Below are 19,393 nucleotides of genomic sequence, written 5' to 3'. Positions count from 1 at the left end.
TCGCCATTAGCCAGCTGATGTTTTGAATAACAAACCTTTATCGTTAGCCGTAAACATCTCTCTAAAAATAAAATGAGCCCCCTAATTAGGAGGCTCATGCGACTTAACCATCATTGTTTAGCCGTTGTTATCGCTAAGGTTTACTAAGCTTATTGAGATCCACATTATGCATGTCTAGATGATCTAAAATCGCACGCGTTGACCACTGAGATACCGCTTGTTCATATTGTGCAATAAAGCGATTTCCCGCCTCTTTACCTAATTCATAGTCATGCATCAAGTCTTCTCGTCGGCTCATCAAAGAGCTGGATTTCAATGGCTCACTCGGCGCAATCTGAATAATAAAGGTATCGTCTGGTGGTGATTGTAAAAACTCTTGAGTCAATCCATACGTCTGGTAGTGCACCATCAGCATATCGGCCAAGCCAGAGTCAAACTTATCACCCAGTAAATAGCTTAAGCGATAGATATCATCAGCGCCAAACATCCAGCGCCCACCATTCATTACATTCAAACCTTGGGCTCTTGCCTTCCCTTTATGCTGTTGAACAAATGCCTGCCAATCTTGTTTCCATTCTTGTAATTTAGACTGCCATTGCAACTGGATGCTATTTAACGAATCCTTGAACCAAGCCACTTTGCGACTTTCAATATCATTTTCTAACTGTGTTTGGAGAGAGTCTTCCACGCATTCAGTACGAATTACCGTAATAAAACGTGCATCACGTCGCCAAGCTTCTTGCACTGGTATAGCCGCGGATACGCCACCATCCACGTAGTCATAGCCTTTAAGCGGTACTACCCCTTGGTAAAGTCGCGGAATCGCACAGGTAGCGGCCAAGACAGCACGCCAATCATCTTGCATCATCGGCAAATAATGATCTTCTAAATCAGACAGATTGGTCGCGGCTGCAAAGGCATGGCGATTTTTACTGCGTAATACCTCTTGCCCAGTATCGATATCTAACCGATAGGGATCAATTTGAATTTGATCAAATGCCCAGTCCAAGTTCATATATTGCTTACGACGGATATAGCTAAAAAGATGAAAAAACTCTGGGTTCGTCGTCAGTTCAACAATAAATGACTTACCTAAGCCTTCTTGACGACAAATAAAAGGACACAAATTAAGTGCCCCAGCAGAGGTGCCAAAGTACTCATCAAAAGGATCAAATTTGGCTTGCAAAAATGCATCGAATACGCCGGCAGTAAAGATACCACGTTGACCACCACCTTGAGCTACCAACGCACTTTTTCCACTGATAAACCTGGATAACTGTTCGTTATCAATATTCTCACTAGTGGGACAAATGATTCCACTATTACGCCCCATTCGCAAACTCCTAATCATTGATCACATAATCGTTATTAAACCAGCTCCTATTAATACTGCAAAGGAAATAACGGTAATAACGAGAGACATTTTACACTTAAAGTTCATTGTACACTTAAAGTTCATTGTACACTGCTATAGAGGCACTCAAACGATAAAAATACGTCTACTCGTCATTTTATACTCGTCAGGTTCTGCACACCCTTACTATAGGAGCGCCCACAGTTATAGTCGCCTTGTTGCATTATCTCAATTTTCATTGACTAACACCCAAGTATAAACTGCTGTAAAAGCCACCACTAAAACATTATTAATATTTAGCGTTTTACATTATAAAAAGTTAAATATTAAGTGAACAAATCCACTATAAAACCAAAACATCTTATTTATATCTGGTTAAGTGGTAATTAATCACTATAAAACACTGTTAATTCCATCACCACTACATTTATCATTCAGTTGCCAGAATAAAAATAAAATTGTAGGCTTATCGGTAATGCACAGCTGAATATTTCATGTTTTGCAAACACACATCATTAATTTTAGCATAAAATTCTGAGCTCTCGATTAGCTGAAAACATATAACTAATATTTTGCTAAATCATGGACGATTAGCATTCATTCGTATGAACTTGCCGAATAAATGACATCCATGATGGTCCTGATAGGACATTGAGAAGCTTCATTACTCAGAGTATGAAGGAGTACATTATGAAGCGAGAACAATGGGGCTCACGCACTGGATTTATTCTAGCGGCGGTTGGGTCTGCAGTAGGATTGGGAAACATCTGGCGTTTTCCGTATATGGCCTATGAAAATGGCGGCGGTGCCTTTTTTATTCCTTATCTCTTTGCCATGTTAACCGCAGGCATCCCATTTATGATCCTTGAGTTCAGCATGGGTCAACGCCATCGTGGCAGTGCACCGAAGACACTATCCATTATTAACAAAAAATTTGAGTGGCTCGGTTGGTTCCAAGTGGGCGTCGCTGCCGTGATTGCCATCTACTATGTCGCTGTCATTGGTTGGGCGATTTCCTATTTCGGGTTGTCGTTTACCCAAGGCTGGGGAACGGATACTAATGCCTATTTCTTCTCTGATTACTTACAGCTCGGTGATAACTCTCCGACTAACTTGGGAAGTATTCAATGGGGTATTGCGTTAGCCATGGTTATTGCATGGGGTGTCACCTATGCAGCCGTCGCCGGTGGTGTTAAATCGGGGATTGAACGTGCCTCCAAAATTATGATGCCGATCCTATTCCTTATGGTGATTGGTTTGATTGCCCGTATGATAACGCTACCTGGAGCATTGGAAGGTGTCACTTACCTTTTCAAACCCGATTTTAGTAAAATTTGGGATCTTCAAGTTTGGGCCGCCGCTTATGGTCAAATCTTCTTTACGCTAAGCATTGGCTTCGCCATCATGTTAGCCTATTCAAGTTACTTACCTGAAAAATCAGACATCAGTAATAACGCCTTTATGACAGTACTACTTAACTGTGGTTTCTCAATTCTATCGGGCATTATGATTTTCTCTGTTTTAGGTTACATGGCGCACGCTCAAGATAAAGGTGTGACCGATGTTGTTAGCTCAGGGGTTGGCTTAGCATTTGTGACCATTCCTGAAGCCATTAACTTGTTACCTATCCCTTATATCCTAGGCCCATTGTTCTTCTTTGCTTTGACGGTTGCAGGATTGAGCTCACACATTTCACTGGTTGAAGCAGTCACATCTTCTATCATTGATAAGCTAGGCTGTAGCCGCCGCAAAGCTGCCAACTGGGTAGTGGGTGTTGGGTTTATTATCTCTATGGCCTACGCAACCAATGGCGGTCTGTTACTATTAGACCTCGTCGATCACTTCGCCAACAACATCGGTATCCTAGCCAGCTGTTTGGTTGAGCTACTACTAATGACATGGTTGATGAAAGTCTCTGATTCACGTGAATACGCCAATAAACAGTCTGACTTTAAAATTGCGATTTGGTTTGATATCTGCCTGAAGTTTATTTCGCCAGCAATGTTAATCATTATCCTAGTGGATAAAGTCGATACCTTATTAACCGATGGTTACGGCGGTTACAACCTCAATTTAGGTTGGGCTATGATTGCACTACTACTCGCTGTCGGCATTATCATTAACGTAAATAGTAAAAAATCGGCACAAGGAGCCAACGTATGACAACTGGCGCTATTATCATGATGATTATCGGACTTGGTATTACTTGGGGCGGCGCGGCTATCTGTGTTAGCAAAGCCATGAAGAAGTAATTTACCTAGTTTAGCAACACCAAACGCCAGAGTCTCACTCTGGCGTTTTTTATTTGTCACTTCTACCGCTTAAAAGTGGTATTTCACTCCTAATGCCGCGCCAAGCTGTAACTCTGGGTCATCATGCAAATCAAGCTCTGGGTGCACTTGGGCGTACATTTCCAAGCGACGCGTTGCGGGATAGCTCACACCAACGGGTAAACGCGCGCCATATTCATCATGATCCCATTGCGACCATGCACCGCCACCGACATACCAGCTCAAGGGTGCTCTCAAGTTTTCAAATTGCCCACGTTTAAAAATGTAATCGACAGCGCCACCCTTATTTCCCACGGTAAATCGGTAAGTATTATCGACGCTTAACACTGCGCTGAGCTGCTGATCGATAGCGATACCTGCCGCTAAACTGTGTTGATTTGTGTTTGCAGAAACATCCTTTTGATTTGCAGGTGCAGCAAACGCTTGAGTGACACAGCACATGACACTTATAAAACCAATCCCGACTGCTTTTATCATTTTTTTGACCTATATGAATCCTACATGAGAAGTGCACAATGTACTCAGTCAAGCCTGTAAGGTTGTCATTAATAAGTAATACCTCTGTAAATCCATTCCATGGCTTAGTGGTGAGCCCTCCCTTTCAGACACAAAAAAGCCAACGCTAGGCGTTGGCTTTTGCTTTACGGGTATTACTTAGGTCTAATCGATGTCAACTCGCGCTGAACAACGATTGTCATGATAAGGCGCATTACCGGTCGAATAATACTGTGCACCACTGTACAGAGCATACAGACCCATAGTGCCGACACATAAGCTAATTTTATAAAACTCACGCTCAAAATAGGTGCGCTTATCTAATGGGTTGCCATCGACTCGTGATACAACGTTCGCTCGCATAAAAAAGCGGGCGAGTGAGTTGCCAAGAAAACGATAACACACCCAATGATACCCAACATAAATACCAATAAAGAGGACCAAAATAAGCACACTTAATGCCAATAAAATCGGCAAAGCAGCATCACTGTTTAATGAAATCAAACCGCCTGTCTGATGTTTTGAGCTAAAGCCCATGATGGCGTAATACACGCCACCGATGAGGACTTGAGCAAACATTTTGACAATCGAAAAATCAATCACGAATGCCCCAGTGCGCTTAAATTTTTCCTTAACGCTCATTAGCGACCTAATTGCGCGTTGATTTGTGCTTTATACGTTGCTGCTTGAGCACCGTAAATCGCTTGAATACCAGTATCACCCACTTTCACTAGGCCTCGAGCACCTAATTGCGTGGTCCAGTAATCATTTTCTTTCACAATGTTGGCATCTTTCACGGTAATACGTAGACGTGTAATACACGCATCAACATCAACAATGTTATCTTGCCCACCGAGTGCTTCAATCATTTGTGCAGCCTTGCCATCATCGCCAGCTGAACTACCCGATTTCGCATCACGGTAATCTTGCTTAGATACCACGGCAACGGCACTGCCCTTACGACCTGGAGTTTTAATATCAAACTTCAGAATGTACCAGCGGAACAAGAAGAAGTAGATAAATGCGTAAGCAACACCAACGATAGGGATGTAGTACCAATGGTTATCAACACCTGTTAGGCCAGGCAAGACACCAAATAGTGAGAAATCAATGAAACCACCAGAGAAGGTCATACCAACTTTCACACCCAGCACATCCATTAGTAGGAAAGAAAGCCCCGCCAATGGCACGTGCAAGAAGTAGTACAATGCAGGTGATAGGAACAAGAATGTAAATTCAATCGGTTCTGTAATACCTGTCAAGAACGCCGTCAGTGCAACAGAGAATAGAAGACCACCTGCCGCTTTGCGGTTTTCTGGGTCAACAACGGTATACATTGCATAAGCAGCCGCTGGCAAACCAAACATCATGAATGGGAATTTACCCGTCATAAAGTTCGTTGATGAGAACTGAGAGAAATCGCCAGTCGCTAAAGACGCGAAAAAGATATTTTGTGTACCTTTTACCACTTCACCCGCGATATTCGCCGTACCACCAATTTCTGTCTGCCATAATGGCAAGTAGAATACATGGTGAAGACCAACAGGGATCAATGAACGTTCAATGATACCGAAGATAAACGAGGCGATGTAACCAAGGCCTGACGCGCGAAGTTCGCCCAACGCCATACCGATTGCACCAAAAGCAGCACCAAAAAATGGCCAAATAAACGTAAGAACGATGCCGTAGAATAAAGCTGCGAAAGCACTAATGATAGGTACGTAACGTGCCCCACCAAAGAAGCCTAGGTAGTCAGGAAGTTTTGCATCATGGTAGCGGTTATGTAATACAACCGTAATCGCACCTGAGATCAAACCACCAAATACACCCATACTTAGCGTGTTGCTAATACCCAGTGTGTTGGCAAGAATACCAGAGTAGTGTTCGCCCATTAGCACAACGGTATTTGTGCTGGCATCTAACATGCCGCCCACAACTAACGTTTTTGCAATAGCAACGTTCATTACCAAGTAAGAAATCAATGCGGCCAATGCGGCGGCACCTTTCTCTGCTTTAGCAAAACCAATCGCAATTGCCAATGCAAACATAACAGGTAAGTTAGCGAAAACAATATCGCCTGCTGCTGTCATAACTTGTAGGAAACTGTTTAGAACGGTTCCTGGTTGTAGAATTTCAATGTTGTAGGCGTCTACCATCTGTGCGTTGGTAAAACTACCACCAATCCCTAACATAATACCGGCAGCTGGAAGCAGCGCTATCGGTAGCATGATGGATTGAGAAAGTTTACTAAAGAAACTTTTCATGAGTAAATGCTCCTGAGTGAGTTATTAGAATATTTTGAGTAACTAGCGGCACACCCCCGCAGCCTTAAGATGCTAGTCTCAAAGGAATTGTGTCATGCACTTGCATTATATTTTCCGGCTCTAAATATATCTTGATGCGCCTCAAAGTTTCTAGTAACGAATTAAATTAAGTTCTAAAGTAATAAACAGATCACACTAAGAACTGAACAAAAATCACACTAATATACGATAAGCCACTATTTTTACACATATTTAATTCACCTTTCAAAATAAGTAAATCAGATGTACAAATAATAGGCTATTTTCGTGTACGCGCATTTTTTTAAAATAAAATGCTGAAAAAGACATCAATATAAGCCGGACATTTGTTATCAAAGAGAAAAACGAGCGAGCATAAACAAAAATGCTGTGGTGTTTTTTCCCTTAATATCGCTTAACGAATGAATAAATCTTTAAAGTTCTGTGTGGTTTGCTGTGCCACTTCCGCAACAGTGATACCTTTAAGCTGTGCGATGTACGTCGCGACTTCAACCACATAAGCGGGCTGATTTTCTTTACCTCTATACGGCACTGGAGCCAAATAAGGTGAGTCGGTCTCAATGAGTAAACGGTCTAAAGGCAGTTCTTTTACCACTTCTTGTAAGTCAGTAGCGCCCTTAAACGTCACAATACCAGAAATCGAAATATAGAATCCTAGCTCCATTGCAGCTTGAGCAAACGCTAAATCTTCGGTAAAGCAATGAATGACACCGCCACAACGCTCTGCACCGCCCTCACGTAAAATATCCAACGTGTCTTGTCTTGCATTGCGAGTATGGATAATTAAAGGCTTATTTAGCTCAACGGCTAACTCTACTTGCTGCTTAAAACGTTGTTTTTGTAATTCCGCCGTCTCAGGTTGATAATGATAGTCTAACCCAGTTTCACCAATCGCGACCACCTTGTCGTGCTTGGCGTATTCACGAAACGTTTCCATTGAAAATGCACTGTTCACATCCAAGGGATGGACGCCACATGAGGCGTGCACATTGGCATGATGGTTAATCATCTCCAACATCGCCGGAAACGTGTCCATAGTACAATTTACGGAAAGAAATTCTTGCACATTGACGCGCTCTGCATTGGCCAGTACTTGCTCTATTCCGCTATGCAAATCGTCATAATTGAGCCTGTCTAAATGGCAGTGGGAATCTACAAACATGTGTCCTCATTAATATTCATTAGCCAATCCATGATAAGAAGCTCTGAGTTTAATCCAGTAAACTCGCGTAGTTGCTCTATCAACTTGATAATGGTTTGTCCGCAGCGGTATAACTGATCATAGGATAACACCTGTGACAGCGACTTAGCGCCGGGGACACACTCGGGTTGAGTGAGGCCAAAATGCACTTTTTGCGCATCACTGACTAAAAACCATAACCACTGTAATCGTACAAGTGGTGAGGAAGCGACTAAGCTCGCACACTCAGTCACACCAGTGATATCATCCGCTGCAGCACGTAAAAATGCCGCTTCAATATTAGCGTACTCTTCTATACCTTTCGACTCAATAAACGATTGAGTCTGGATCGGTGAATTACCATTCAAATGCGCCGCATAGACAGGAATATCTCGTTGCGTTTGTTGCTTAAGCCATTCCGTTATCACTTGCGGAGACGGCGTAGCGATAGACAGCACCTGACAACGACTAATAATCGTTGGTAGCAAATGATTCATATGTTGTGTCAATAACACAAACACACAATGTGAGGATGGCTCTTCTAATGTTTTGAGTAATGCATTGGCTGCCGACTCATTCATTGCATCAGCGGGTTCAATAATGATCATTCGATAGCCAGACATCTGCGATGACGCTTGTGCCCAACGATTACACGCCCGGATCTGTTCAACCGTAATCGATTTACCTTCTTTTTCTGGCCTCACCACGTGATAATCAGGGTGATTTCCAGAACGCATTAAGTCACAGCCATGACAAAAACCACAGGGTTCGGTTTGTGAAGTCGTACACATCAATGCTTGCCCAAACCAGTGGGCGAGTGAGTAAATACCAAGGTCTTGCTGACTATGAACCAAAGTTGCATGCGAAAACGTATTCGCTTGCAGACGGGCCTGCCAATCTTGCCAAGCTTGGGTTAACCACGGAGAGCTCGTTGCCATATTTGTCCCCATTTTTACTGAGCGGAAAACCAATGCGTCAATGCAACTTGGATATCATGAGCAACGGCATCTATCCCTTGCTCGGCATCGATTGTTACCACTGAACTGTCTTGCGCAGCTAACGCTTGGTAACGCTCACGAGTACGTTCAAAAAAGCCGATATCCATTTTCTCAATACGGTCTAAATCACCACGGCCACGGGCACGCTCTAACCCCACCCGCGGGTCAATATCCAAGTACAATGTCAGATCCGGTTTAAACTCTCCCAATGTAGTCCGCTTCAAGTTTGCCATCGTTGCTGCATCGATTTGGCGGCCCCCGCCTTGATAAGCCTGAGAAGATAAGTCGTGGCGATCACCAACCACCCACTGCCCTTTTAACAAAGCTGGTTTAATAACATTCTCGACTAATTGCACACGTGCCGCATACATCAGCAGTAGTTCGGTCATATCTTGCAACTGTTCACCTGCGTGTTCTTCTTTAACCAGTGCTCGCATTTTTTCCGCCAGCACCGTTCCACCAGGTTCTCGTGTTCGTACAATATCATCGACTTGAAACGCTTTGAGGGTTGCAACTACAGCATTAATCGCCGTACTTTTACCAGCCCCTTCAAGACCTTCGATAACTATAAATTTACCGTTCATTATTTATTTCTCAATTTTCTTAAATAGGCACGTACTGCGCGATTATGCTGGGTCAACGTTTTAGAGAAAACATGACCACCATCACCACTGGCGACAAAATAGAGATAATCGCTTTTCTCTGGATGCAGCGCTGCATCAATCGCATTTTTCCCAACCATCGCAATCGGTGTTGGTGGGAGCCCATGAATCACATAGGTATTATAAGGTGTGGCTCGATGCAGATCGCGCTTACGGATATTCCCATGGTAATTATCGCCCATACCATAAATCACCGTCGGATCGGTTTGTAAACGCATATGTTTATTCAAGCGATTCACAAACACGGAAGAGACACGCTGACGCTCACTTGCTAAAGCGGTTTCTTTTTCAATAATGGAGGCTAATGTTAACGCTTGATAGGGGGATTTCAATGGTAGAGACTCATCTCGCTCTTGCCACTGTGCGTCCAGGTACGTCATCAGCTTATTATGCGCTCGGCGCAAAATCGCAATATCACTTTTCCCAGCCGTAAAGTGATAGGTTTCCGCTAAAAACAAGCCTTCCAGTTTACTATGTTGAATCCCAAGTTTAGTCGCTATGTCTGCTTCGCTCATACCTGTAATGGTATGCTTTAAATAGGAATTATTTGCTAAGATATCTCGCCACTCACTAAAACGACTGCCTTCAACAAAGGTCACAGCAAATTGATGCTCTTTGCCTGAGACAATATGTTCCAATGCGGTTTTTAATGTCATCGATGGCGTTAATTGATAAGTCCCAGCTTTGATAGAGACTAACTCTGGATGTAAACGACGCACAAAGCGCGCTAGTGAACTCGGTTGAACCCACTTTTTGTCTACCAAAATATCCATAGCACGATTAATATTCGTACCAAAAGGCACCGTGACAAGTTGGTTTTGTTCAATGTTAAGTGGCTGGTTAAGGTAGCGATCAACCCCATGTATGACATAACCAAACCCAGCTCCAATTAACACAGCGAGCGCCACTACTAATATCAGTATTTTTTTTAACACAAATGAAACCTCTTCTGAAAACGGCGTGTATGCGAACCAATAGAATACACTTGCTGTTGAATTTGGCGCACCGGTGCGACCCCTAACATCGCATTAGTGATAAAGACTTCGTCCGCGTCCCAGATAGCCGCAAGTGAATACTGCCCAATGGCTAAATCAAGCTCATCGTATTTTGTAAGCTCGATGACTCTGCGGCGCGCAACGCCCGCCACTCCAGAATTCGCGAGATCAGGAGTATAGAGTGTACCGTCTTTTACCCAAAAAATATTCGCCATCGTTGTTTCAATGACGTGGCCATTAATATCACAGCATAATCCATCTGGATGTCCTGCTGAATCCATCTCAGCTTTCATCAAGACTTGTTCTAAACGATTATTATGTTTGTGACCAGCCAGTAAGGGGCTTAACCCGAGAGGGTGTTGACATACACCGAGCGCAATACCGTCGGATTGCCAAGTAGTATAATGATGAGGAAACGCAAAAGCACGAATAGTTACCGTGGGCTGTGAAACTTGAGCGGCGCTGTATCCCCTTCCTCCATGACCACGACTCACATGCAGTTTTAAGCCAGCTTGAGTATCCGGCAGTATGGCTTGAGCAAGCCAACTTTCAACGTCAGCCCAATCAGCTAACACAATACCCAACATATCTAAGCATGCTTGCATGCGTTCTTGGTGATACTGCCATTGTTGAATACGCCCATGACGTGTCAGCATGGTCGTAAAGCAACCATCGCCATATTGAAAAGAACGATCACTGGCAGAGATATGGTCAGCAAAGACTCCATTAATCAACATCATTGTCTATCCCTATAAACACAAACGGCTTAATGCAAAGCATCAAGCCGTTCGAACTCAAATCACGTAATACTACGTGTTAGATGCGTTTGAAAATCAGTGAACCATTGGTGCCACCGAATCCAAATGAGTTACACATCGCGTATTCCATACCTTCGACTTTACGCGCTTCGTTCGGGACGAGATCGATATCCAGATCATCTTCTGGATCGTCTAGGTTAATCGTTGGTGGAACAATCTGTTCAACCAATGACAGTACCGTCACAATCGCTTCTACAGAGCCAGCAGCACCTAATAGGTGGCCAGTCATAGATTTTGTTGAAGAAACAAGAACTTGTTTAGAGCCTTCTTCTCCAAGCGCGAGTTTAATACCACGAACTTCTGCAACATCACCCGCAGGTGTAGACGTGCCGTGTGCATTCACATAACCGATTTTCGTACCATCGATGTCCGCATCACGCATAGCTGCAGACATTGCGAGTGCGCCGCCTGAGCCATCTTCAGTCGGTTTAGTCATGTGATAAGCATCACCTGACATACCAAATCCGACGATTTCTGCGTAAATTTTAGCACCGCGTGCTTTCGCATGTTCGTACTCTTCAAGTACCATCATGCCCGCACCATCACCAAGCACAAAACCATCACGGCCTTTATCCCAAGGACGAGACGCTTTTTGTGGGTCATCATTACGCGTTGACAATGCTTTAGCCGCACCAAAACCCGCCATACCTAACTGAGTAGACGCTTTTTCGCTACCGCCAGCTACCATGGCATCGACATCACCGTAGGCAATCATACGAGCCGCATGGCCGATGTTGTGCAAACCTGTGGTACAGGCAGTCGAGATAGCAATATTGGGACCACGTAGGCCACGCATAATAGAGAGGTTACCCGCTACCATATTCACAATGGTTGAAGGAACGAAGAATGGGCTTACTTTACGCGGACCTTTTTCGAGAAGTGCATCATGGCCTTTTTCGATAAGTTCTAACCCACCGATGCCTGAACCGATAGCAACGCCCACACGAGCAGCATTCTCTTCAGTGATCTCTAAATTGGAATCATCCAGTGCCTGGATACCGGCAGCGATACCGTATTGGATAAATAAATCCATTTTACGGGCATCTTTTTTGGACATGTACTCTTCGCAATTGAAGTCTTTTACTAGACCTGCAAATTGCGTAGAAAAATTAGTAGTATCAAAGTGATCGATATTAACGATACCACTTTGACCAGCTAGCAGGGCTTTCCAAGATGATTCTACAGTGTTGCCAACAGGTGACAACATACCCATGCCAGTGACAACGACACGACGCTTGGACACGATCATAATCTCCGGAATCAAGAAATTCTATGAGAGGTAATAGATGAGTTATAAAAAACTCAGGCGGCCAGAGGGCCGCCTGGGGAGAGATATTACTGAGCGTTGCTGGTCACGTAGTCGATTGCAGCTTGAACAGTAGTGATTTTCTCTGCTTCTTCATCAGGAATCTCAGTGTCGAATTCTTCTTCAAGAGCCATTACTAGCTCTACAGTGTCTAGAGAATCAGCACCTAGATCTTCAACAAAAGAAGCTTCGTTTTTCACTTCTGCTTCGTCTACACCTAGCTGTTCAACAATGATTTTCTTTACGCGTTCTTCGAAGTTGCTCATTTTTTCTTTTCCTTTACAGATTTCGCCTAATGCGATGTTCCCGTAGTGTATTAGAACTACGGAAAGTTGCAAGGGGGACCTTGCTGGTCAAACCACAATTTTGACGATTTTAACCGAAATTCATACCAATATTGATATAAGTCATGCGTAAATAATATACAAACTTATTTCAACCCTACATAGAACTCGAAGTCTATCATAGATTTTCCTCGAACTCAGTATAGAAATGGCATTAAACCATGTACATGCCGCCATTAACGTGCAATGTTTCGCCAGTCATGTACCCTGCTTCTGCTGATGCTAAGAATACCACCGCTGAAGCTATCTCACGCGGATCGCCTAAACGACCTGCTGGAACTTGCGCTAGTGTTGCAGAGCGCTGCTCATCATTCAGAGCTTTAGTCATATCAGTTTCGATAAAACCAGGAGCAACAGTATTCACTGTCACACCACGAGAAGCCACTTCACGAGCCATTGATTTAGTAAAACCAATCACGCCTGCTTTAGCTGCCGCATAGTTCGCTTGGCCAGCGTTCCCCATAGTACCAACAACAGAGCCGATGTTGATAATACGGCCATGACGTTTTTTCATCATGCCACGCAATACCGCTTTTGACATACGGAAGATAGAAGTCAAATTCGTGTCCAGAATATCTGTCCACTCATCGTCTTTCATCCGCATCAACAGATTATCACGAGTGATTCCCGCATTGTTAACCAAAATGTCTACGCCACCAAACTCATCAGCAATATTTTTTAATACTGCGTCAATAGATGCAGGGTCAGTCACATTTAATGCGAGACCTTTACCATTGTCGCCAAGGTAAGCATCAATAGATTGTGCACCGTTTTCGCTGGTTGCTGTGCCGATCACAGTCGCACCGCGTTCAACTAATAACTCAGCAATCGCTTTACCAATTCCACGGCTTGCGCCGGTAACTAGTGCTACTTTGCCTTCTAGGTTCATGAAAGTACTCATGTTTAGCTTCCTATTTTTTACTTAACCGCATCTAATGTTGCGACATTATTCACTGCAGCTGCATCAAGTGCTTTAACAATACGTTTTGTTAATCCAGTCAGAACCTTACCCGGTCCCATTTCAATTAACTTCTCAACGCCTTGCTCATTCATTGCTTGCACGCCTTCAGTCCAACGAACTGGGCTATAAAGCTGACGGACTAATGCGTCTTTAATTTTTTCTGGAGCCGTTTCTGCTATCACATCAACATTATTGATGACCGGCAGTTTAGGTGCGTGGAACTCAATATCGTTCAAAGCTTGCGCCAATTTATCGGCCGCAGGTTTCATCAATGCACAATGTGACGGAACGGATACAGGTAACGGCAGAGCACGCTTTGCTCCTGCTTCTTTACACAATGCACCAGCACGTTCTACAGCTGCTTTTTCACCCGCGATCACAACTTGACCTGGCGAGTTAAAGTTAACCGGAGAAACCACCGCACCTTGCGCTGCATCTTCACACGCTTTTGCAACCGCATCATCGGCTAAACCGATAATCGCGTACATTGCGCCGATGCCGGCAGGAACGGCTTCTTGCATCAATTGACCACGTAGCTGTACTAGACGGATAGCTTCTTTAAAGTCAATCACGCCAGCACAAACTAATGCAGAATATTCACCTAAGCTGTGACCTGCGAGAAGTTCAGGTTGTTCAAGACCTAAATCTTGCCATACACGCCAAATTGCAACAGAGGCCGCTAGTAAAGCTGGCTGTGTACGGAAGGTCTCATTAAGATCGTCAGCCGGGCCATCTTGAACCAATGCCCATAGATCATAACCGAGTGCATCCGACGCTTCTGCAAACGTTTGTTTGACAATCTCATATTGGTCACCGAGATCAGCAAGCATACCTACCGCTTGTGAACCTTGACCTGGAAAGACGATAGCAAATTTGCTCATTCTCTATTTCCTTACGCAAAATAAAAGCATAAGCAGTACCTAAAGGTACCGCTTATGCTATCAAAATCTTAATTAAAATCTCACCAGAGCAGAGCCCCAAGTGAAACCACCACCAAACGCTTCTAGTAACAAGGTTTGGCCGCGTTTAATACGATTATCGCGAACAGCCTCATCCAGCGCAGTAGGTACTGTCGCCGCTGACGTATTACCATGGCGATCAAGCGTAATTACAACTTGATCCATAGGCAATGACAATTTCTTCGCTGTCGCAGAAATAATACGCAGGTTCGCTTGGTGCGGAACAAGCCAGTCTAACTCCGACTTATCCATATTATTCGCCGCTAATGTCGTTTTCACCAATTTTGATAACTGAGTGACCGCGACCTTAAAGACTTCGTTACCGACCATATGTAACCACTTATCAGAGTCACCACCATTATCTGGGGTTTCAAGGCTTAACAAGTCGCCAAACTCACCATCAGCATGAATATGAGTCGATAAAATACCCGGTTCTTCACTCGCGCTAAGCACTACGGCGCCAGCTGCATCACCAAATAAAATAATGGTTGAACGGTCTGTTGGATCACAGGTTTTAGATAGCGCATCAGCGCCAATCACTAAAATGTTTTTACACATACCCGATTTGATATGTTGATCCGCAATCGATAATCCGTAAACAAAACCAGAACATGCCGCCGCAATATCAAATGCAGGACAACCTTTAATACCAAGGTTACCTTGTACTTGACACGCTGCCGATGGAAAAGCATGACTACCACTCGTGGTCGCGACAATGATCATGTCGATGTCATCTTTATCGATGTCTGCCATATCAATGGCATTCTTAGCGGCAATGGTTGCCATATCTGCTACAGATTCATTTTCTGCAGAAATCCGGCGCTCACGAATACCCGTGCGAGTCACAATCCACTCGTCACTTGTGTCTACCATTTTCTCCAAGTCCGCGTTCGAGCGAATCTGAGATGGCAGGTAGCTGCCTGTACCTAAAATTTTGCTATACATGAAGACTAATGATGCCTCTCGAGTAAAATCGCTTCCAAACGATCGCTTATCCGGCTGGGTACTTGTCGTTTGATTTCGTGTACCGCTTCAGAAATTGCATTTACAACAGCGTGTACGTCAGCGCTTCCGTGACTTTTTATGACAATGCCTCGCAATCCTAGCAAACTTGCACCGTTATACTGGTCGGGGTTCAATGTTTTCAGTTCAATAAATAAATCTGCAAACAATTTTCGAGCAACCCAACCCTTTATGGATGAACCTGAAAATTTCGCTTTCAGCTTATCAATAAAGAGTTGTGCAGTGCCTTCGCAGGCTTTCAAACAAATATTTCCGACAAACCCGTCACTCACAATCACATCGGCTTTATCTAAAAGTATCTGATTACTCTCAATATAGCCAACATAGTTAACCGATTGTGTTTGACTGAGCATCTCAGAGCAGCGCTTTACAAGGTCGTTCCCTTTAATTTCCTCGGCACCAATATTCAATATTGCCACGCGAGCAGGACGCCCTAAATGCTCTTCTGCTAATGCCGCTCCCATAATCGCGTATTGAAACAAGGAATCTGCATCACTAGACACATTCGCGCCCAGATCCAACATCCACGTTTTCTTACCCTGTGCGGTAGGTAACGCTGACACCAACGCTGGCCTATCAATACCGGGTAACACTTTAAGACGAAATCGTGACAATGCCATCAATGCCCCTGTATTACCACTACTGACACACGCATCGGCTTCTCCATTTGCGACTAAATCAATGGCCATATTCATCGAAGTCTTGGCACTGTGACGTAACGCAAGTGAGGGTTTGATGGAATCAGAAATGACATGATCGCTATGCACAATACTCAAACGAGTATTCGGCTGGCAATCGAGCAAGGATAGTTGATGGGCGATTTGCAATTGATCGCCTATTAGGGACACTTTTAGCTCTGGGAAAAGCGACAGTGCCTGCACGGCGGCAGGCACTGTTACACGGGGACCGAAATCTCCGCCCATTGCATCAAGTGCAACGGTTAAATTACGCAAAGGTCAACCTTACTTGTTGATAACCTTTTTGCCACGGTAGTAACCGTCAGCAGTCACGTTGTGACGTAGGTGAGTTTCACCTGATGTCGCATCTACAGATAGGGCAGCTGTAGTAAGCGCATCGTGTGAACGACGCATGCCACGTTTAGAACGTGTTTTACGGTTTTTTTGTACGGCCATTGACCCTACTCCTATGTTAAGTAATGTTTGAAATTATTTCTTCAAACTTTTTAAAACATCGAATGGGTTCGGTTTGTCTTCTTCGACTTCAGTCGGAAGTTCACCAAACACCAAATTGTTTGAATCAACGCTACATTCAGACTCTTCGTGCATTGCTATATGAGGCAAACCGAGGATGATTTCATCTTCGATTAACTGGATAAGGTCTACTTCACCGTATTCGTTTAGATCTACCAAATCATACTCTTCCGGTGCGTCTTCTTCACTTTTCGCACTAAAATAAGGCGTATAAGTAAATTCGACATCGCATGCAAATGCGAAGACCTGATTACAGCGTTGACATTCTAAGTCTACATCGATGTTAGCTTTACCAGAGATAACAACGAGTCGCTGCTCATCCAACCCAAATGACAATGTTACTTGAGCGTCGCGTTTAACGCTGGCGACTGATTCTGCTAAGCGCTTTAAAAGACTGACTTGGATGATACCATCGTAGTCAAGGCGTTTCTGAGCGGCTTTGCCGGGATCAACCGTCCGCGGTATTTTTACCTTTTGCATAGGGCGAGAATATTATCTTCCAAAACATATTTAGTCAAAGAAAAAGGCAAAAAACTTCATTTTTTTTCCCTTTTCACGTCTGTAGTTATTCAAGCATGAATCGATTAAGATATCAGCCTCAATAACTTTCAATCATTGTAAATTAAAATGCCAAATTACCAACTCGTTTTATCATCCACATCGCCATTTCGTCAGGAGTTATTGAAAAAACTGACCCTGCCTTTTATTACCGCAAAGCCCGATTGTGATGAAACACCATACCCTAACGAAAGTGCGGCTGAATTAGTCCAGCGTTTAGCCAAAACTAAAGCACAATCTTGTCATTTAGACCAAGCGAGTCTCGTCATCGGTAGTGATCAAGTCTGTGTCGTAAACCAGCGCATCATTGGTAAGCCGCATACCGCAGAGCAAGCAGTAGAACAGCTGCTCAGCCAAAGTGGTCAATGCATCACTTTTTACACCGGCTTAGCGGTCTATAACAACCAAACTAAGCAATGTGATGTGGTGTTAGACACGTTCAACGTCTATTTTCGCGAACTCACCCGTGACATGGCCGAAAATTATGTTCACAAAGAACACCCCTTGCATTGTGCGGGTAGTTTTAAATGTGAAGGACTAGGCATCACCTTATTCGAACGTTTAGAAGGCAATGATCCCAACAGCTTGATCGGCCTACCTCTTATTCACCTGACTCGGCTACTCGAAGCTCACGGTATGCGAGCCATTTAACGATATAAAACGCATAAAGAAGCGAGGTTTAGTTCTCGTTTCTTAACCGAGCAAGCGCCTTTTCTAAACGATCTTCAAGTGGTGCGCTAATTTCCATTTTCTCACTCGAACCTGGATGGATAAATTGAATATTAGCGGCATGTAAAAACAGCCTTTGAATACCAAATTGCGCGGTATAGGCATCAAAACGCGGATCACCATAACGATCATCCCACGCTATAGGATGGCCAGTATATTGCGCATGCACGCGAATTTGGTGCGTTCGTCCAGTCACTGGGCTTGCTTGCACCAGCGTCGCGTCTTTAAATTTTTCTAGTATTTTAAAACGTGTTTCCGATGCTTTACCGTTCGGGTTCACTCGCACAATGCTATTGACTTCATTTTTCAAAAGCGGCGCTTTCACCATTTTGCAACTGCTTTTCCACTGTCCCATCACGAGCGCGAAATAATATTTACGTACTGTTTTCTCACGAAACTGAGTTTGTAAATGACGTAAAGCAGAACGTTTCTTAGCAACCAGCAAAATACCAGATGTATCGCGGTCGATACGATGAACTAACTCTAAAAAACGGGCATCAGGGCGTAAAGCTCGTAATGCTTCAATCGCACCAAATTTCAACCCGCTTCCACCATGTACCGCGGTACCGGATGGCTTATTAAGAATCAGCATGTGATCATCTTCAAAAATGATACGCTGCTCCAGTTCAGCCACTTTCGTTAGCTTAGTACTGACCGGGGCGTCTTGCTTCTCATCATCCGTTTGAACGGTAACAGGCGGAATACGTACGGTATCACCTGCTGCCAACTTATAATCCGCTTTGATACGCTTTTTATTCACGCGCACTTCTCCCTTGCGCACGATTCGATAAATCATACTCTTCGGGATGGTTTTTAATTGGTTACGCAGAAAATTATCAATGCGCTGACCAGCCATATCATCGTCAATTTCGACAAATTGGACTTGGGTTCTTATCTCACTCATGGCGCGTATTCTAACTGTAAACCTCGCAAAAGCATATTTCGGATTAATATAAATTTCACTTTTTCGGCAAATTCACGTCGAACAGCAAGAAAATGACACAAACCACTTTCAAAGACTGCGAAATACCAGTAAAAACAATATGCGAATTTGTTCATCATTCTCGATGGTTTTTATCGGGGAAAGAGCAACTTGTTAATTTTTGCGCGATGAAACAAAATTTTACTCGCTTTCTTATAAAGCAGATTGCTGAGTTACGCAGTCGCTGCTATAGTTCACACCTGTTTATAAGGATTACTCGGTTC

General features: G+C 43.8%; 21 protein-coding genes. 3 read left to right on the top strand and 18 right to left on the bottom strand.

Annotated elements, in window-relative coordinates; genetic code table 11:
- Positions 1-133: 133 nt before the first annotated feature.
- A complete protein-coding gene (locus tag OCU30_RS04340; protein ID WP_077311795.1) occupies positions 134-1,333 on the bottom strand; it encodes a patatin-like phospholipase family protein in 1,200 nt (399 codons plus the stop codon).
- Between the two features lie 711 nt (positions 1,334-2,044).
- Here OCU30_RS04340 and OCU30_RS04335 point away from each other — a divergent pair.
- Together OCU30_RS04335 and OCU30_RS04330 are read left to right on the top strand one after the other, a co-directional pair.
- Positions 2,045-3,517, top strand: coding sequence for a sodium-dependent transporter (locus OCU30_RS04335; protein WP_077311792.1), 1,473 nt, complete (start codon positions 2,045-2,047; stop codon positions 3,515-3,517).
- Complete coding sequence (locus OCU30_RS04330) at positions 3,514-3,606, top strand: MetS family NSS transporter small subunit (protein WP_095532874.1); 93 nt, start codon at positions 3,514-3,516, stop codon at positions 3,604-3,606. The genes OCU30_RS04335 and OCU30_RS04330 overlap by 4 nt, the downstream gene beginning before the upstream one ends.
- 69 nt (positions 3,607-3,675) lie before the next feature.
- Here the strand turns inward: OCU30_RS04330 and OCU30_RS04325 are convergent, their stop codons facing one another.
- The 16 genes from OCU30_RS04325 to yceD form a co-directional block, all read right to left on the bottom strand.
- A complete protein-coding gene (locus OCU30_RS04325) occupies positions 3,676-4,122 on the bottom strand; it encodes a hypothetical protein (protein ID WP_077311790.1) in 447 nt (148 codons plus the stop codon).
- 183 nt (positions 4,123-4,305) lie between these two features.
- Positions 4,306-4,782 carry an RDD family protein gene (locus tag OCU30_RS04320; protein WP_077311788.1) on the bottom strand — a complete coding sequence of 159 codons (477 nt, stop codon included), beginning with the start codon at positions 4,780-4,782 and terminating at the stop codon, positions 4,306-4,308.
- Entirely contained in the window at positions 4,782-6,404 is a 1,623-nt protein-coding gene (locus OCU30_RS04315) for a PTS transporter subunit EIIC (protein WP_077311786.1), read from the bottom strand. Before OCU30_RS04315 ends, OCU30_RS04320 begins: the two co-directional genes overlap by 1 nt.
- Positions 6,405-6,837: 433 nt before the next feature.
- On the bottom strand, positions 6,838-7,605 hold the full coding sequence (locus tag OCU30_RS04310; RefSeq protein WP_077311784.1) for a TatD family hydrolase: 768 nt from the start codon (positions 7,603-7,605) through the stop codon (positions 6,838-6,840).
- Complete coding sequence (gene holB / locus OCU30_RS04305) at positions 7,596-8,561, bottom strand: DNA polymerase III subunit delta' (protein WP_077311782.1); 966 nt, start codon at positions 8,559-8,561, stop codon at positions 7,596-7,598. Before holB ends, OCU30_RS04310 begins: the two co-directional genes overlap by 10 nt.
- Before the next feature lie 14 nt (positions 8,562-8,575).
- Entirely contained in the window at positions 8,576-9,205 is a 630-nt protein-coding gene (gene tmk / locus OCU30_RS04300; protein ID WP_077311780.1) for a dTMP kinase, read from the bottom strand.
- On the bottom strand, positions 9,205-10,218 hold the full coding sequence (mltG, locus tag OCU30_RS04295; protein ID WP_077311778.1) for an endolytic transglycosylase MltG: 1,014 nt from the start codon (positions 10,216-10,218) through the stop codon (positions 9,205-9,207). The genes tmk and mltG overlap by 1 nt, the downstream gene beginning before the upstream one ends.
- A complete protein-coding gene (pabC, locus tag OCU30_RS04290) occupies positions 10,212-11,018 on the bottom strand; it encodes an aminodeoxychorismate lyase (protein ID WP_077311776.1) in 807 nt (268 codons plus the stop codon). Before pabC ends, mltG begins: the two co-directional genes overlap by 7 nt.
- Before the next feature lie 76 nt (positions 11,019-11,094).
- Entirely contained in the window at positions 11,095-12,339 is a 1,245-nt protein-coding gene (gene fabF, locus OCU30_RS04285) for a beta-ketoacyl-ACP synthase II (RefSeq protein WP_077311907.1), read from the bottom strand.
- A 92-nt stretch (positions 12,340-12,431) separates the two neighbouring features.
- A complete protein-coding gene (acpP, locus tag OCU30_RS04280) occupies positions 12,432-12,668 on the bottom strand; it encodes an acyl carrier protein (protein ID WP_077311774.1) in 237 nt (78 codons plus the stop codon).
- Positions 12,669-12,900: 232 nt separating this feature from the next.
- On the bottom strand, positions 12,901-13,635 hold the full coding sequence (gene fabG, locus OCU30_RS04275) for a 3-oxoacyl-ACP reductase FabG (RefSeq protein WP_077311905.1): 735 nt from the start codon (positions 13,633-13,635) through the stop codon (positions 12,901-12,903).
- Between the two features lie 29 nt (positions 13,636-13,664).
- Complete coding sequence (gene fabD, locus OCU30_RS04270) at positions 13,665-14,588, bottom strand: ACP S-malonyltransferase (protein WP_077311772.1); 924 nt, start codon at positions 14,586-14,588, stop codon at positions 13,665-13,667.
- A gap of 72 nt (positions 14,589-14,660) precedes the next feature.
- Positions 14,661-15,611 (bottom strand): beta-ketoacyl-ACP synthase III, encoded by a 951-nt coding sequence (locus OCU30_RS04265; RefSeq protein ID WP_077311770.1) that lies wholly within the window; start codon positions 15,609-15,611, stop codon positions 14,661-14,663.
- Between the two features lie 5 nt (positions 15,612-15,616).
- On the bottom strand, positions 15,617-16,642 hold the full coding sequence (gene plsX, locus OCU30_RS04260) for a phosphate acyltransferase PlsX (protein WP_077311768.1): 1,026 nt from the start codon (positions 16,640-16,642) through the stop codon (positions 15,617-15,619).
- A 9-nt stretch (positions 16,643-16,651) separates the two neighbouring features.
- Positions 16,652-16,822: a 50S ribosomal protein L32 gene (gene rpmF, locus OCU30_RS04255; RefSeq protein WP_074373232.1), complete on the bottom strand. Its 171-nt coding sequence runs from the start codon at positions 16,820-16,822 to the stop codon at positions 16,652-16,654.
- A gap of 33 nt (positions 16,823-16,855) precedes the next feature.
- Entirely contained in the window at positions 16,856-17,380 is a 525-nt protein-coding gene (gene yceD, locus OCU30_RS04250) for a 23S rRNA accumulation protein YceD (protein WP_077311766.1), read from the bottom strand.
- Positions 17,381-17,527: 147 nt separating this feature from the next.
- Between yceD and OCU30_RS04245 the strand changes: the two genes are divergently transcribed.
- Positions 17,528-18,109: a Maf family protein gene (locus OCU30_RS04245; protein WP_077311764.1), complete on the top strand. Its 582-nt coding sequence runs from the start codon at positions 17,528-17,530 to the stop codon at positions 18,107-18,109.
- Positions 18,110-18,137: 28 nt separating this feature from the next.
- On the opposite strand, the gene rluC is transcribed toward OCU30_RS04245, so the two are convergent.
- Positions 18,138-19,091 (bottom strand): 23S rRNA pseudouridine(955/2504/2580) synthase RluC, encoded by a 954-nt coding sequence (gene rluC, locus OCU30_RS04240; protein ID WP_077311762.1) that lies wholly within the window; start codon positions 19,089-19,091, stop codon positions 18,138-18,140.
- Between the last annotated feature and the right edge of the window lie 302 nt (positions 19,092-19,393).

It is taken from the genome of Vibrio palustris, assembly GCF_024346995.1.
Taxonomy (GTDB): Bacteria; Pseudomonadota; Gammaproteobacteria; order Enterobacterales; family Vibrionaceae; genus Vibrio; species Vibrio palustris.
Note: the sequence above shows the minus strand (reverse complement) of the source record. Positions and strands in the feature narration are given on the sequence as shown.